At 54.4% G+C, this 14,981-nt stretch carries 15 protein-coding genes; 9 read left to right on the top strand and 6 right to left on the bottom strand.

Going from position 1 to position 14,981, the window contains the following annotated elements:
• Window positions 1-40: 40 nt before the first annotated feature.
• The 5 genes from E9531_RS09330 to E9531_RS09315 all read right to left on the bottom strand — a co-directional run bounded on the left by E9531_RS09330 (window position 41) and on the right by E9531_RS09315 (window position 4,314).
• A complete protein-coding gene (locus tag E9531_RS09330; RefSeq protein WP_136573484.1) occupies window positions 41-457 on the bottom strand; it encodes a nucleotide triphosphate diphosphatase NUDT15 in 417 nt (138 codons plus the stop codon).
• A 96-nt stretch (window positions 458-553) separates the two neighbouring features.
• A complete protein-coding gene (locus E9531_RS17480) occupies window positions 554-694 on the bottom strand; it encodes a hypothetical protein (protein WP_158291752.1) in 141 nt (46 codons plus the stop codon).
• 1,656 nt (window positions 695-2,350) lie between these two features.
• Window positions 2,351-2,470 (bottom strand): DUF1010 domain-containing protein, encoded by a 120-nt coding sequence (locus E9531_RS17980; RefSeq protein WP_425293574.1) that lies wholly within the window; start codon window positions 2,468-2,470, stop codon window positions 2,351-2,353.
• Window positions 2,471-3,098: 628 nt separating this feature from the next.
• Window positions 3,099-3,473, bottom strand: coding sequence for a dihydroneopterin aldolase (locus tag E9531_RS09320; RefSeq protein WP_136573482.1), 375 nt, complete (start codon window positions 3,471-3,473; stop codon window positions 3,099-3,101).
• 43 nt (window positions 3,474-3,516) lie between these two features.
• Window positions 3,517-4,314, bottom strand: coding sequence for an SDR family oxidoreductase (locus E9531_RS09315; RefSeq protein ID WP_136573481.1), 798 nt, complete (start codon window positions 4,312-4,314; stop codon window positions 3,517-3,519).
• Window positions 4,315-4,357: 43 nt separating this feature from the next.
• On the opposite strand from E9531_RS09315, the gene E9531_RS09310 reads away from it, so the two are divergent.
• Window positions 4,358-5,512 carry a class I SAM-dependent methyltransferase gene (locus E9531_RS09310; protein ID WP_136573500.1) on the top strand — a complete coding sequence of 385 codons (1,155 nt, stop codon included), beginning with the start codon at window positions 4,358-4,360 and terminating at the stop codon, window positions 5,510-5,512.
• Between the two features lie 111 nt (window positions 5,513-5,623).
• On the opposite strand, the gene E9531_RS09305 is transcribed toward E9531_RS09310, so the two are convergent.
• Window positions 5,624-5,995, bottom strand: a complete 372-nt coding sequence (locus E9531_RS09305; protein WP_136573480.1) for an RNA recognition motif domain-containing protein — start codon at window positions 5,993-5,995, stop codon at window positions 5,624-5,626.
• Between the two features lie 481 nt (window positions 5,996-6,476).
• Between E9531_RS09305 and metX the strand changes: the two genes are divergently transcribed.
• The 8 genes from metX (at window position 6,477) to E9531_RS09265 (ending at window position 14,910) form a co-directional block, all read left to right on the top strand.
• Window positions 6,477-7,607: a homoserine O-succinyltransferase MetX gene (gene metX, locus E9531_RS09300; RefSeq protein WP_136573479.1), complete on the top strand. Its 1,131-nt coding sequence runs from the start codon at window positions 6,477-6,479 to the stop codon at window positions 7,605-7,607.
• Window positions 7,604-8,188: a methionine biosynthesis protein MetW gene (gene metW, locus E9531_RS09295; RefSeq protein ID WP_136573478.1), complete on the top strand. Its 585-nt coding sequence runs from the start codon at window positions 7,604-7,606 to the stop codon at window positions 8,186-8,188. The genes metX and metW overlap by 4 nt, the downstream gene beginning before the upstream one ends.
• A gap of 4 nt (window positions 8,189-8,192) precedes the next feature.
• Window positions 8,193-9,008: a hydroxypyruvate isomerase family protein gene (locus E9531_RS09290; protein WP_136573477.1), complete on the top strand. Its 816-nt coding sequence runs from the start codon at window positions 8,193-8,195 to the stop codon at window positions 9,006-9,008.
• A 302-nt stretch (window positions 9,009-9,310) separates the two neighbouring features.
• Window positions 9,311-10,081 carry a DeoR/GlpR family DNA-binding transcription regulator gene (locus E9531_RS09285; protein ID WP_136573476.1) on the top strand — a complete coding sequence of 257 codons (771 nt, stop codon included), beginning with the start codon at window positions 9,311-9,313 and terminating at the stop codon, window positions 10,079-10,081.
• 247 nt (window positions 10,082-10,328) lie between these two features.
• Window positions 10,329-11,744 (top strand): four-carbon acid sugar kinase family protein, encoded by a 1,416-nt coding sequence (locus tag E9531_RS09280; protein ID WP_136573475.1) that lies wholly within the window; start codon window positions 10,329-10,331, stop codon window positions 11,742-11,744.
• Window positions 11,745-11,759: 15 nt separating this feature from the next.
• The gene (pdxA, locus tag E9531_RS09275; protein ID WP_136573474.1) at window positions 11,760-12,761 is read left to right on the top strand and encodes a 4-hydroxythreonine-4-phosphate dehydrogenase PdxA; all 1,002 of its coding nucleotides are present in this window, start codon (window positions 11,760-11,762) and stop codon (window positions 12,759-12,761) included.
• A 56-nt stretch (window positions 12,762-12,817) separates the two neighbouring features.
• Entirely contained in the window at window positions 12,818-13,951 is a 1,134-nt protein-coding gene (locus tag E9531_RS09270) for an iron-containing alcohol dehydrogenase (RefSeq protein WP_136573473.1), read from the top strand.
• A gap of 62 nt (window positions 13,952-14,013) precedes the next feature.
• The gene (locus E9531_RS09265; RefSeq protein WP_136573472.1) at window positions 14,014-14,910 is read left to right on the top strand and encodes a dihydrodipicolinate synthase family protein; all 897 of its coding nucleotides are present in this window, start codon (window positions 14,014-14,016) and stop codon (window positions 14,908-14,910) included.
• The last annotated feature ends 71 nt before the right edge of the window (window positions 14,911-14,981 follow it).

The following is a 14,981-nucleotide window of genomic DNA, read 5'->3' as shown; positions in this document are numbered from 1 at the left end:
TTCATGCGCCAATACTTGACGGGGAGCTCCTTATGAATTGTTAGGCCGCCCCATTGGGGACGAATCCTGTGGCATGAAGTGTGGCAAGAGGCTGAAACAAAGGGCTTGGTAATTCAGACCAGCGAAACCATTGCCATCCGGCACATTTCTCCAACTCGCAGATGACGGGATCGCCAAAGTTGCTTTGGCCAACGACAAACAAGGTGATGTAGTGCTTTCCCTCTGAGGCGAATATGTCACTTGTGTAAGGGGCCGGTGTGAAGTTTTGGATCTCCAACCCTGTTTCTTCATGAACTTCACGAGTTGCACAGTCCGCTGCGCTTTCGCCAAATTCAAGGTGCCCGCCTGGAAGCGCCCATGTGCCAGCACCATGGGAGCCAATTCTTTGGCCGAGTAAAACCAATCCGTTGCGCATGACAATCGCGCCAACACCAACTAGTAATTTTTTTGAGTTCATAGCGGAGATTTCCCGGCGCCTAACGCCCAAGCTCAGCCGCGGATTTGACGCCGCGCAGCGGCGGCAAATACGTCGGCTGCAGCGACTTGTTGGGCATCACGCTACCTCGACTTTGCCGCTGATTGCCTCACGTTTTGATTTGTCCCACTCTTGTTTGAGGAGAGCCTGTGCATTTTTCTCAATAGCTGTCAGCGCCGTTTCAAGCGCCGCACTATCTTTAGTGCTCAGTGCTTGCATAGTATCGGCGAGACCCTTGATAAGACCGGCGTCAAGTGAGTGGTTCGGATTTGGATTGAGCCGTAACAAAATATGAACGCGCGACTCATGTAGCTGTGGAGTGGTAGCTGACGTTGAAGAAAGAAGATGCAGGTGGGCCTCTTTGCAGAAAGCATGCTACATGCGTTCGCATTTCTCCACGCCATGTGGCTCGTTCTTTAGTGACTGTGCCAATAAAGAGGTTCTTATTGTTATTGCGTGTGGAGAAATAGTTCGTTATGGCAACGCCGATTAGCGCGAGGAGCGCGCCAGCAAGTGCTGCGACGAGTGCAAACACTCCCGACAAGTAGGCTTTTGATAATTCAATCAATGCTGTTTCCACAAACGACCTCTCTCTTTGATGCCCAACGCCTGAATTAAGCCGTGCCGCGAAGCGACATCGGCTTGAATGAATTGTTAGCCCTTCTGGTAGGTGCCTGAAAGCATTTGCTTTTCTCCTTCAACCATTACCTTTAGCGTCCAAGAAACTGGAAAGGCATCCTCATAACCTGTACCTAGAATAGATTCGATTATCGCCCTCTGGCGCACGGAAGGAGCTACATCTAAAGACCATTGCCCTTCGTTGCTCACCACCACCGGAGCATCGTCATGCAAATTTCCATTGCAAATGCTCATGAAGCCAACGAAGTCTTTTCCTGTTGCAAGAGTAAGGGTGCACGCAACATGGTAAACATCATTGTCATATGGGACTTCCAGGCAGGTCACCGGCAAAACATGCGTTTCATCGTAGTCTTCTTCGCTCTCAAGTGCATACCGCCATACGGGATGCTTATGCAGATCATCTACTGAAATCTCGTCGATTGGCTTTGGTGTGTCCATAGAGGAAATTTTCATGNCGTCGATTGGCTTTGGTGTGTCCATAGAGGAAATTTTCATGAAGGGCTAACGTTTGAGCTAAGCGGCTGCGAAGCAGTCCGCTTGAGCGAAGGGTTAGGAAGGTGAAGTAACCGACCCAACGTGAAAATAAAGCTACATGGTACTGGCAAGCGCAACGCTAAAACCGGCAACCACGCGCAGCGAAAAGAACAAGCGCTTTTGCCACTATGCGAACTGCAGGTTGCATTGCCAAAACTGGCGCAATGCTTGCAATTAAAAAACCAACTTAGCAAGGAACGCGAAGCAAACGCCTAACGTTTGAGCTAAGCGGCTGCGCAGCAGTCCGCTTGAGCGATGGGTTAGGACGGTGAAGCAACCGACCCAACGTGAAAAATAAAACTACATGGTAGCGGCATGCGCAACGCTAAAACTGAAACCACGCGCAGCGAAAAGAACAAGCGCTTTGGTAACTATGCCAACTGCACGTTGCATTGCCAAAACCGGTGAAATGCTTGTAACCGAAAACCCAACGTTGCAAGGCTTGCCAAGCAAACACCTAACGTTTGAGGTAAGCGGCTGCGAAGCAGTCCGCTTGAGCGAAGGGTTAGGAAGGTGAAGTAACCGACCCAACGTGAAAAATAAAGCTACATGGTAACGGCAAGCGAAACGCTAAAAGAGGCAACCACGCGAAGCGAAATGAACAAGCGCTTTGGCAACTATGCGAACTGCGCGTTGTATTGTCAAAATCGGAACAATGCTTGCAACTGAAAACAGGCTTTGCAAGGAATGCGAAGCAAACGCCTAACGGCCTAGATAAGCGGCCCGCCGTAGGCGGGTCCGCTTGAGCGACGAGTTAGACCCGGCGCCTGAAACGGGCCACGCAGACACGCGGCGCGCGAAACGGCAAAGGAGCCGACACAAGGGGTATACGCTGACAACGCTTGGTAACAGCGCGCTACCAGACAGTGACTACGAGAGTATGCTGATTTGACCTCGAACCCGGGCATGCCAGGAAAAGTGCCAAACCCAGCACGGAGGCCAGACGGAGGGCGAGGCGCGGAATATTGCATGGCCCAGGTTTATGCGAGGACTAACGTTTGAGCTAAGCGGCTGCGAAGCAGTCCGCTTGAGTGAAGGGTTAGGAGGTGAAGTAACCGACCCAACGTGAAAAATAAAGCTACATGGTAGCGGCAAGCGCAACGCTAAAAACCGAAACCACGCGCAGCGAAAAGAACAAGCGCTTTGGCAACTATGCCAACTGCGCGTTGCATGCCAAAACCGGCGCATTGCTTGCAACAGAAAACTGACTTTGCAAGGAATGCGAAGTGCACGTCTAACTAGAATTAGAAGGCTTTGATATTACTGAGCTACACCGCCTAATGCAACCTGATGTTCTTACCTACATAGGGAAAACAAACTTGCAGGTCTATTAGGCAGGCCTAAAAAAATGCGGATGGGTGTCGCGTAAAACTGTGGCGGCTTGGCTCTTTGCCGATGTTTTGACAACGTTTGCTGCCATGTTGAATGGCAAGCCGCACAATTTAAGTATTCACCACTGTCCTGTTTCCATGCGGATGGCGACTTCGCAGTCATTGAAAATTTCCAGCTTCGCAATGCGTACGCGCACACCAATAACGCCGGGCAATTGCATGAGTCGGTGGGAGACTTTTCCGATGAGTGTTTCAAGCAAGTTGATGTGCTCAGCGGTGCATTCGTCAATGATGATTTGGCGCACTTTTCGGTAGTCCAGCACGCTGTGAATGTCGTCGTCGTGCGGCAGCAGTGGTTGGGTGCCTTGGTGCAGTTCAGCATCGACCTGAATGGGTTGTGGGCCACGGCGTTCGTGGTCAAGAATGCCGAGGTTGGCGTCAAAGCGTAGGCCTGAGAGGGTGAGGGTCTGGGAGCCCTTGATATGGTTTTGCATGGTGTAAATACACTCTAAAAAAGCGAGGTTTGGATGAGGCCGCTCAGGCCTGCATTTTGGAGAAATCACGCTCGAATCGCATGAGGTGCTGGCCTCCATCGACCAGTAAGGTGGTGCCTGTGATGGCGGGGTTGTTCAGTGCAAACAGCACGGCAGAGGCCACATCTTGCGGAGTGGAGGAGCGCCCCAACGGGCTGAGCTGGTGCAGGCGTTCAAAGGTGGCCTGGTCGAGGAATTCGCTGGTCAAGGTCAATCCCGGCGCAACCCCTACCACGCGCACCCGTGGCGCGAGTGCCATTGCTAGCATGGTGCCTGCGGCTTCTAGGGCTGCTTTCGAGAGTGTATAGCTAAGGAAATCGGGGTTTTGGTTCCATAGTTTTTGGTCGAGCAGGTTGACCACTACGCCGCTTTGCGTTGGTGTGGTTGATTGGCTCAGATGGTGGTGCAGTGCTTGCGCCAACACGATTGGTGCAGCGACGTTGCTGTGCAGATGTTGATCGAGTTGCGCGTAGCCAAAGCTGTTGGCATCGTCAAACTCGAAACGTGACGCGCTGTTGATGATGGCATCGACACGGCCAAAATACGTAATCACGTGTGGCAGCAGTGCGCGTGTTTGCGTTTCGTCGTTGAAATCGGCAGCAAATGCTGCGCTGTGCGCGCCAGCTTGTGTGCAGGCGGCCACAGTGGCGTCGGCGGCCTCCCGTGAATGGCGATAGTGCACGGCAATGTCCCAGCCATGTTCAGCCAAATGCACAGCAATGGCAGAGCCAAGGCGCAAACCTGCACCTGTGACGAGGGCTACTGGGCGCGCTGCGGGTGGGGAGTTGGAAGAGGTCTGCATACAAAAGCGGGCCGACTCAGGCGACAATGGCGGGATGGATGAAATGGACAACAACGCCCAAAGTGTAACGCCCCCTTTGCTGGGCAAAATTCATGACCAGCTTCAAGCCGAGCATGCTTGGCTGCCTTTTGACACCTTTATGCAGATGGCTTTGTATGAGCCGGGCTTGGGGTACTACAGCAATGATCGCCGCAAAATTGGCCGTTTGCCTGCTGCAGTTGCGCCAGACCCAGTGCCTGCCCATGCCAGTTGCGCGGCAGAGTCGGCTGAGGGCAGCGATTTTGTGACGGCGCCTGAGATATCTGCGTTGTTTGGGCGCAGCGTTGCGGTGCAAATTGCCGAGGCGTTGGCTAAAACCGGCACCGATACTATTTATGAGTTTGGCGCTGGCAATGGCACTTTGGCGCGCGATATTCTGCAGGCATTAGGCAGCCAGGTGTGGCGTTATTGCATTGTGGATGTGTCACTTGCGCTGCGTGAACGCCAAGCCAAGACTTTGGCTGCTTTTGGAGAGCAAGTGCAGTGGTTGTCGCAGCTGCCCGACGCATTGGAAGGTGTGTTGTTGGGCAACGAAGTGCTGGATGCGATGCCCGTGAAGTTAGTGGTGCGCAAGCAAGGGCAATGGTTTGAACGCGGCGTGACTTTAGATGCCCAGCAAGCGCTGGCGTGGGATGATCGGCCAACGGATGCGCTACCGCCTTGCGCTATAGAGGATACGGACGAGGACTACCTCACTGAAGTGCATCCTTGGGCCGATGCATTTGTGCGTACCACTTCTGAGCGGCTGAAAAAAGGGGCCGCCTTGTGGATTGATTACGGTTTTGGCGAGCGCGAGTACTACCACCCACAGCGCCATATGGGCACGCTGGTGTGCCACTTTCAACATCAGATGGATGCCTTGCCACTGCAGCAAGTGGGGGAGAAGGACATTACATCGCACGTGAACTTTACTTCCGTGGCAGTGCTGGCCCAAGAGGCAGGTTTGGAGGTATTGGGCTATACGTCGCAAGCGCGGTTTTTGGCTAATTGCGGTATTGCCCAACAATTGGAGCAGGCCTCCTTGCCCGAGCGTATCATGGGGGCCAAACTGTTGCACGAGCATGAGATGGGGGAGCTGTTCAAGGTCATCATGCTGGGTGCGGGACCATTTTGGGAGCCTTTGGGGTTTAGTGAGGGCGATAGAACCCATACGCTGTGAGACGTTAGAGACGCGGGGTGAGGCGGCAACAAAAAAGCCAGCATGGAAGCTGGCTTTTTTGCTGTCAGCCCGAAGGCTGACAGTGTGTGCGATCACAGAGCAGGGGATGGATTAATAACCATCATGGCCTTGGCTGCCACCGCGTGGGCCATTGCCGTATGGGCTGCGGAAACCGCCGCCGCCACCGCCTTCACGACGGCCACCGCCGAAACCACCGCTACGTGGAGGACGTGGCTCCAGTGGGCGGGCTTCGTTGACCACAACATTGCGGCCACCCAGAGGCTGACCGTTCACGCCGTTGATCGCAGCTTGTGCTTCTGCGTCAGAGCCCATTTCCACAAAGCCGAAACCTTTTGAGCGGCCTGTGTCACGCTCCATCATCACTTTGGCGCTGGTCACAACACCAAACTGGCTGAAATGCTGTTCCAGATCGTTGTCACGAACAGAATATGGCAGATTGCCAACGTATAACTTATTGCCCATATCAGGACTCCTTCAAAACATTTTTCCCAAGCGATGGGGCCCCGGAGCCGAATGAGCAAATCCCCTGAACTGCGCACGAAACCATCAAACACCGCGTACTGTGAGTTGGGATCAACGGCGGTGACCTATACCACAGCCGCACCCGCAGCCATTATTACTGACAAAATCCTGATTTCCTATGACATTTTTCAATCGAATGTAGGCAAAAACACCTGTTTTTGCAGAAAGTGGCTAAAAAAATGACACCCAGGGCTGTTTTGCCCGTGTTTGGCACGCTCTTGGTGCAGGAAAAACGAAGGCGCTTGGACGATGAGGATGCCAAAAAGCATGCTTGGTGGTATAGTTTTGGCTGATGCGCCGATTTGCAATCGCTTGCGGGCGCTTTATAAATGCTGCTAAAGACGCGCTCAGGACAGGTGCACAAACACAGGTAGCCGGCTCGCTCTTTGGTAGTGAGGCCGGTTTTTTTGTTTGAGTCGCTATGCCACTGATCGCTCATCCCCAATTTATGTCGTTTGCCAACGCGTTGCCACTCAAAGGTGGCGGTAGCCTTGGCAGCTACACGCTTGCTTACGAAACCTACGGCCAGCTCAATGCGCAGCGCAACAACGCGGTGCTGGTGTGCCACGCGCTCAATGCCTCGCACCATGTGGCAGGCGAGTATGAGGGCCAAGCCAAGAGCCAAGGCTGGTGGGACAACATGATCGGGCCGGGCAAGCCGCTCGATACCAACCGTTTTTTTGTCATTGGTGTGAACAACCTTGGTTCGTGTTTTGGTTCAACAGGGCCAATGCATGAAAACCCGGCTACTGGCAAAGCGTGGGGGGCTGATTTTCCCGTTGTAACGGTGGAAGATTGGGTCAATGCCCAGGCCCGGTTGCTTGATGCCTTGGGGATTGACCAGCTGGCCGCAGTGATGGGCGGGAGTCTGGGGGGCATGCAGGCGCTCTCCTGGACGTTGCAGCATCCCGAGCGCATGCGCCATGCCGTGGTGATTGCCAGTGCGCCGAATTTAACGGCAGAAAACATCGCCTTCAACGAGGTGGCCAGACGGGCCATCGTGACCGACCCGGACTTTCATGGCGGCCATTTTTACGAAAAGGGGGTGATCCCCAAACGTGGGCTGCGCATCGCCCGTATGGTGGGGCACATCACTTACCTGTCTGATGATGTGATGAACCAGAAGTTTGGCCGTCAATTGCGCGATGGGCTGGACTTGCGTTACAGCACGCAGGACATTGAGTTTCAGATTGAAAGCTATTTGCGGCACCAGGCCGACAAGTTCAGCGAGTACTTTGACGCGAACACGTATTTGCTGATTACGCGGGCGCTCGATTACTTTGACCCGGCGCGTGAATATGGCGGCAATCTTAGCCAAGCGTTGGCCCGTGCTGTGGCGAAATTCTTGATCATTAGCTTTACAACAGACTGGCGCTTCTCGCCTGCGCGAAGCCGGGAAATTGTGCATGCGCTGCTTGATAACCAGCGTGATGTGAGTTACGCCAAAATCAACGCGCCACATGGGCATGATGCTTTTTTACTGGATGACCCGCGCTACCACCAGCTTGTGGCAGCTTATTTTGAGCGTATCGCCAAGGAGGTACAGGCATGAGCGATAACCACACCATGAAAGCCATTGCGCAGTTGGTGCCTGCAGGTTCGCGGGTGCTCGATTTGGGGTGCGGCGATGGCGCGCTGCTGGAGTATTTGCAAAAGGAACGAGGCTGCAGCGGCTACGGCGTAGAACTCGATGATGCCAAGCTGCTGGCCTGTGCCAAGCGTGGTGTGAATGTGTTGCAAATGAACCTCGACCGAGGTCTGTCTATTTTTGCTGATGACAGTTTTGATGTGGTGCTGCAGATCGACACATTCCAGCATTTGCGCAATGCAGAAACCATGCTCAAAGAAACGGTGCGGGTCGGGCGTGCAGGCATCATTGCCTTTCCGAACTTTGCGCACTGGGGCAATCGGCTTTCCGTTTTGCGTGGGCGCATGCCGGTGACACGCCGCATGCCTTACCAGTGGTACGACACGCCCAATATTCGGGTGGGAACGTTGAAGGATTTTGAAATATTGGCTTTGAAAAATCGCCTGCGCATCCGGGATTCTTTCGGGCTTATTCAAGATAAGCCGGTTCGCTTTCTGCCGAATTTGCGCGCAGCCACTGCTGTGTTTCACCTTGAGCGAGGCTGATGCCATGTCACGATTTGCTGCTAACTTGGGTTTTTTGTATGCGCATAAGCCTTTCGAGGCGCGCTTTGCTGCCGCCGCGGAAGATGGATTCAAAGGTGTGGAGTACGCCAGTCCCTACGAGTGGCCCGCCCATGTGCTGGCACAGCATTTACAAGAGGCAGGACTGCAACAGGTGCTGATCAATACGCCTGCAGGGGGAGCCGATGCTGCAGGCGTGCGGCAAGCCTGGGCACAGGGTTTGCGCGGCACGGCATGTTTGGTGGGGCAGGAAAAGGCTTTCCGCTATGGTGTTGAATTGGCACTGGAGTACGCACAAGCACTGGCATGCCCGCGTATTCATGTCATGGCCGGGGTTGCTACGGCGGCTGACGCTGGTGATAGGCGCACTTGGTTGCATCGTTTGGCATGGGCTGCAGAAAAGGCGGCCAGCAACAGCCAGCATCCTGTAACGCTGCTGCTTGAAGCCATCAACCATGTTGATATGCCCGGTTATTGGTTGCACACGCAAGCACAGGCGTTTGCCGCTTTACAAGAGATTGGGCACCCGCATTTGGCGATGCAAATGGATTTTTACCATTGCCAGATGACGGAGGGCGACGCCTTGGCTCAATGGCAACGCTATGCCCCGAGCAGATTGGTTCAGCACATACAAATTGCAGGCGCCCCAGGTCGGCATGAGCCTGATGTGGGGCAATTGCCGTGGCAGGAACTGCTCGTTGCTTTGGATGAGGCTGCCTACCCAGGTTGGGTGGGGCTGGAATACCATCCTCAAACCACGACAACGGCAGGCCTGGGCTGGCTCAAGCAGTTGCATCTTTGAGGCTGTCAACAGGCGCTGAAGGTAAAAACGACCCACCCTCAGGGGCGTGGAGGAGGGCGGGCTCGATAGCCGCGATGTGCTGAAGGTATACTTTTGGCGCCGCTGCCGCCTGCCGCAGCTATGGGCGAGAGCGCAAGCATGGCGCTTCTTGTCGTTTCCCTGCACGTATGGCACTGCGTACGCACGCAATAGGTGGCGAAATGCAGCGAAATGGCCGATAAAGCCTGTGGTGTTGAGGCGTATTGGACGTCTTGCTTTGCTTGCTGCTTCCTCCTATCTTTGATTTTTGCTTGCCCCACTCTATGAAAGTAGCCAATCGCCGTGATGCCATCTTCCATGCAGTGCAGGCGGGCACTTCGGATGTGGGGGCTTTATGCCAGAAGTTCGGTATTTCTGAAGCGACAGCCAGGCGTGATTTGCATGCGTTGCAGCAAGCTGGGCGCTTACTGCGCGTGTATGGCGGTGCTGTGGCAGCATCTATTCAGCATGAGCCAGAAACACCCCTAGAGCTGCGTCAGCAACACCAGCACGCCGCCAAGATGCAAATTGCCCAACTGGCCGTGGGCCGCATTGCTACAGGGGATACCATCTTTATTGATGCAGGAACGACCACTGAAGGCTTGGCCCGAGTGTTGCCTGCTGATGCGGGACTGACAATCTTCACGAACAACCTATTGGCTTTGCATACCTTGGCTGCGCGGGGCTTACCTGTGACTTTGATTGGAGGCGCATTGCGTGCCAGCAGCATGAGTGTGTTTGGCGCGTTGGCTGATATGGCCATAGAGCGTTTGACTTTCGATAAAGTGTTTACCAGCGCCGACGGTGTGGATGCAGACTTGGGATTGTGTGAGGGCTCAGTCGAGCAGGCATGGTTCAAAGACCGCATGTTTCAGCGCGCGCAAGAGTTGCTGGTGTTGGCGAGTGCGGAGAAACTCAACCGGCGCAGCCAGTCGCATTGGAGCCCTTTGCGCGGAGCCTGGACGTTGATTACGGATAGTGAGGCGACGGCTGAGCAACTGCAACCATTTCTTGCGCAAAAACAAACCACGGTACTCATGCCTGAGCGCCATTAAAGCAGCGGCAGTACATGCGCTCTTGCTTCTGCATGATTTGATTGTTTCAATCAAATTTATTCTATGGTTGCACACCTCTTCATCCATCTGGTGTTGGTCGGTTAGTTCTTCTATCTCTAATAAGTTCAGGCAGAAGGTGCCAACTCAGGAAAACCCGCATTTTGATTGATCCAGTCAATTTTTGATTGGAATACGCATAGAATCGCCTTGAAATAAACGAAATGATTGATTTGATCATTCAGGCAACATGGCAATTCCCACACTCATCATTGCTGACGACTTGACTGGTGCTGCAGACTGTGCAGCCAGTTTTGTGGTGCATGCTGCGGATTGCGTGTTGTGGTTGTCACAGCCAGAGGCGCAAGCCCATCCAACCCGAACGGCCACGGATGGTGTTGACGTGGTAGTGGTGGATACAGATAGCAGGCGCTTGCACCCAGCTGTGGCTGCCAAGACTATGCTTGCCACGTTGAGCCAGTACGGCCAAGGCAGGGCTGTTTTCAAAAAAATGGATTCCACTTTGCGTGGCCATTGGGCCACGGAAGTGGCCGCGCTGCAGCCGCAGTTGGGGCTTGCCCTGATCGCGCCTGCCTTTCCAGCCATGGGGCGCTTAGTGCGTGGAGGGCATGTTTGGGTACATGGTGTTGCGCTGGCAGAGACGGACACCTGGCAACTTGAACATGCAGATTGTGATGCGCGGCCCCAGGCCATGCTGCAAGCAGCAGGCTTGCAGGCAGAGCGGGTGGCATTGGATTGGTTTGATGCGCAAGAGGGCCAATACACAGACAAGCAAGCGCGAGCAGTGCAGGCGCTGCGCACCCATGTGCGCGCAGCACAGAAGCGTGGATGCCATGCACTGGTGTTCGATTGCGAAAGCGATGCGCATTTGGCCGTGCTAGTGCAAGCTGTGCAAGGGCTGAGAGATTTTTTCTGGGTGGGTTCAGGGGGCTTGGCGCAGGCCTTGGCGGCGCAGCGTTATGCGCTCCAACCCAATAATGAGGTCGGGCAGCCACAGCCACCGCTGTCTACCACTGCAGAGATGATGGGGTTGGCGCCTTTGAAGACTGTGCGGCAAGCAATTTTGACGGTTGTTGGCAGTATGTCTGCAGTGGCCAAGGCGCAGGTAGACAGCATGCAACGCAGTTGCGGTTGCGCCGTGCATCGCATTACAGCTGCGCAACTGTATGCGTTCAATGTGTCTGGTGCACATGAGAGCGTTGTGCCGGAGCCTGCATCAATGCATGAGCATCCAGATTGGTTGTGCGCCATTGCCCAAGATGTGCGGCTTGGTGTAGATCCTGTGGTCACCATTGCCAGCGATGATCAAAGCGATCCTGTTCAGGGGCCGCAGCTGGCTCGGCGGCTTGCGCAGGCGCTGGCTGGGTTGATGCCAGAGGTTGCTGCCTTGGTGTTGACTGGCGGCGAGACGGCCCGCGCGGTATTGCAACCGTTGGGCATTGCGCGTTTGAACGTGCTTGCGCAAGTAGAGCCTGGCGTAGTGTTGTCGCGTGGCGCAGGTGCGCACGCGCCACTCATCATCACCAAAGCAGGCGCTTTTGGTGATGCGCAATCTTTAAGCCGTGCCTATGTGGCACTTCGCCAGCATTTACAGGGGGCCATGTCGGTGGCTACGCCTGCAGATGCTGCATCCATTGACGTGTAAGAAACGAACCAGACCATGAGCGATCAACGCCCTGTTATTGGCATCACGATGGGAGATGCAGCTGGCATCGGCCCTGAAATCATAGTAAAGAGTTACGCTAATCCCGATTTGTACCGATATGCGCGTGCGGTGGTGATTGGGGATGCGGGACGCTTGGCCAAAGCGCGCGATTTGCTAGGGGTGCAAAGCGTGCAGATCCGTGCCATTGAAACAATTGATGAGGCGCAATTTGTGCCCGGTGTGATGGATTGCATTGACCTGCGTTTGATTCCTGATGATTTACCGTTTGGCAAGCTCTCGGCCATCGCAGGTGATGGCGCCTATCAATTCATTGCGCGCGCTGTGGAGTTGGCCAAGCAAGGGCGCATTGGTGCCATTTGCACCGCTCCGCTGAATAAAGAGGCTTTGCATGCGGGTGGGCACAAGTTCCCTGGGCATACCGAAATGCTGGCCCATCTCACAGGGGTGGAGGAGGTCTCCATGATGCTGGTGGCCCCTAATTTGCGCGTGATTCATGTCACCACGCACATCGGCATCATTGATGCCATCCGAAAAATCGAGCCAGGCTTGGTGCAACGCACGATTGAGCGCGGCTACAACACGCTGCGCAAAGCCCAGATTCAAAACCCCCGTATTGCCGTGTGCGGCATCAATCCGCATGCGGGGGAGAACGGGTTGTTTGGCTACGGCGAGGAAGAAGAAAAAATTGTTCCTGCCATTGAAGCCTTGAGGGCGCAGGGGCTCAATATTGAAGGCCCTTTACCTGCCGACACCTTGTTTTTCCGTGCAGGACGTGGTGACTTTGATTTGGTGGTGGCGATGTACCACGACCAAGGGCATGGGCCCGTGAAGGTTATGGGGTTGGAGGCAGGGGTCAACATCACTGTGGGTTTGGATGTGATCCGCACCTCTGTAGACCATGGCACAGCGTTTGACATTGCAGGCAAAGGCATTGCTGATGAACGCAGCTTGATTGAAGCCCTACGCCAAGGTGCAGAGTTGGCCAGTCGCCATTGATGGTGACGTGCACTTCGCAATCGCAGCAACTATCGTTTATTTGTAAAGGCATCTCCATGCATATTCACAGCACGGTTCTTAGTGGCGCGCATGTTCTCGATGACGTGGCCTATTTGTTAGAAGGCCATCGGCGCGCAGTTTTTGTGAGCGATCGCAACATCATGGCCATTGCGCAGGTACAGGCGTTGTTGCAACAGGTGCGGCGTGTGATTGCACATGTGCAAGTGGTTGATAGTGTGCCGCCTGAACCTAGCGATGCCGATGTTCGCAGCATTTTGCAAAGTCACCCCCTGGATGGGGTTGACTTGGTGATTGGCGTTGGGGGCGGCAGCGTGTTGGATGTGGCCAAGCTGCTGTCTGCTTTGGCTGCGCCACAGTCCCCTTCGCTGGACGCATTATTGGCTGGCGAGAAAATCACCGAGCGCGTCACCGCGTTGATGGTGCCTACAACGGCTGGGACAGGCTCTGAGGCGACACCCAATGCCATTTTGGCCATCCCTGAGCGGCAAACCAAGGTGGGTATTATCTCGCCCGTGATGCTGCCCGACTACGTCGTGCTTGCGCCGGAATTGACGACATCTATGCCGCAACGCATTGCTGCCTCGACGGGGGTGGATGCCTTGTGCCATTTGATCGAGTGTTTTACTTCCACGATTGCCAATCCGGTGTGTGACAACTACGCCATGATCGGTATGCAAAAGCTCTTTGGCAGTATTGAGGCGTCAGTTGAGCAACCGCACAACGTGCAGGCCAAATTGCAAATGCTGTGGGCTTCCTACTATGGCGGCGCGTGCATTGCGCATGCCGGTACGCATTTGGTGCACGCCATGTCTTATCCCTTGGGTGGGCGCTACCACATAGCGCATGGGGTGGCCAATGCCATTTTGTTGGCGCCATGCTTTGCATTTGTGCGCCCTTTGGCTGTGCAGAAGCTGGCCCTGGCGTATGAGTTGGTACCAGGCGCACAAACAGGCCTTAGCGATGAGGCCAAGTCTCAAGCCCTAGTCGACTATTTCAAAACTTTGGTGCGGCGATTGAATTTACCCACCAGCTTGCCTGAGTTGGGCATTGCGCCAGACAACTTGCCTACCTTGGTGCAAGGGGCTCTGGATGTTCAGCGACTGATCAAGAACGTGCCAGGCGCAGTGACCGCTGCGGATATTGAGCAGGTTTACCGCCAGTTGTTTTAAGACGGCGTGGCGCGTTGAGTAATGCGCAGCACCACTGTTTTCCGAGAAGAATTGGAGTATTCATGGGCAGCAAGAGCAGTATTGAAGGGGTGTTGACCGCAGTGGTAACACCCATGGATCAGAACTACGGTTTCAATGAATTAGGCTTTCGCGAACAAATTGAGCGCCAGATCATTGCCGGCAATGGCATTTTCTGTGGTGGCACAAACGGAGAATTTTTTGCGCTGACTGAAGCGGAAAAATGTGCCGTAGTGGATGTCGCTGTGGACCAGGCAGCCAAGCGTGTTCCGGTCGTGGGGCATGTGGGGGAAATTGCTACAACGCAAAGCATTCGCGCTGGGCGTTACGTGGCCGCTGCTGGGGTCGATGCAGTGGCTGTGATTACGCCTTATTTTGTGCCGCTGTCTCAACAGGAGTTGGTTGCCCACTTCAGTGCTATTGCGGATGCTTTGGAAGTACCTGTGTACCTCTACAACATCCCGGCGCGAACAGGCAACACGATCGAGCCTGCAACAGCCGCGCAACTGGCGAGTCACCCGAACATCGTTGGCATCAAAGACAGTGCAGGCAGTTATGAGAGCTTGCAAGGTTTTTTGGCTATTGCCAAAGACTGCCATGATTTTTCCGTTTTCAATGGCCCAGACCATTTGATTCACCAAGGTTTTTTGGATGGATGTGCTGGCTGCGTGTCAGGGCTGGCCAATGTGGCTCCGCGCGAGGTACAGGCAGTTTGGAGTCATTTCCATGCAGGTGATGTGGTGGCGTCAGAGCAAGCCCAGAAAACCGTTTCGCGTTTGCGTGAGCAACTCTACAAAGTTGCTTTTGCGCCTGCTGCTGTCAAGCGTGCGGTGCGGCTGTTGGGTTACCCGGTAGGCGATAGCAAATACCCAACCCAGATTGGCCCACAACAGGATGCTCAAATCAGTGCCATTTTGGCTGAGTTGAACTTGCGCTACTGACACCGCTTGTGCCATGAAGGATGGCCACAAGTTTTTGTGCAAATGATTGATAAAGAGATGCAATCAATTTT

This window comes from Lampropedia puyangensis, from assembly GCF_004833285.1.
GTDB classification, from domain to species: domain Bacteria; phylum Pseudomonadota; class Gammaproteobacteria; order Burkholderiales; family Burkholderiaceae_C; genus Lampropedia; species Lampropedia puyangensis.
This window is presented reverse-complemented; position numbering and strand designations above follow the sequence as displayed.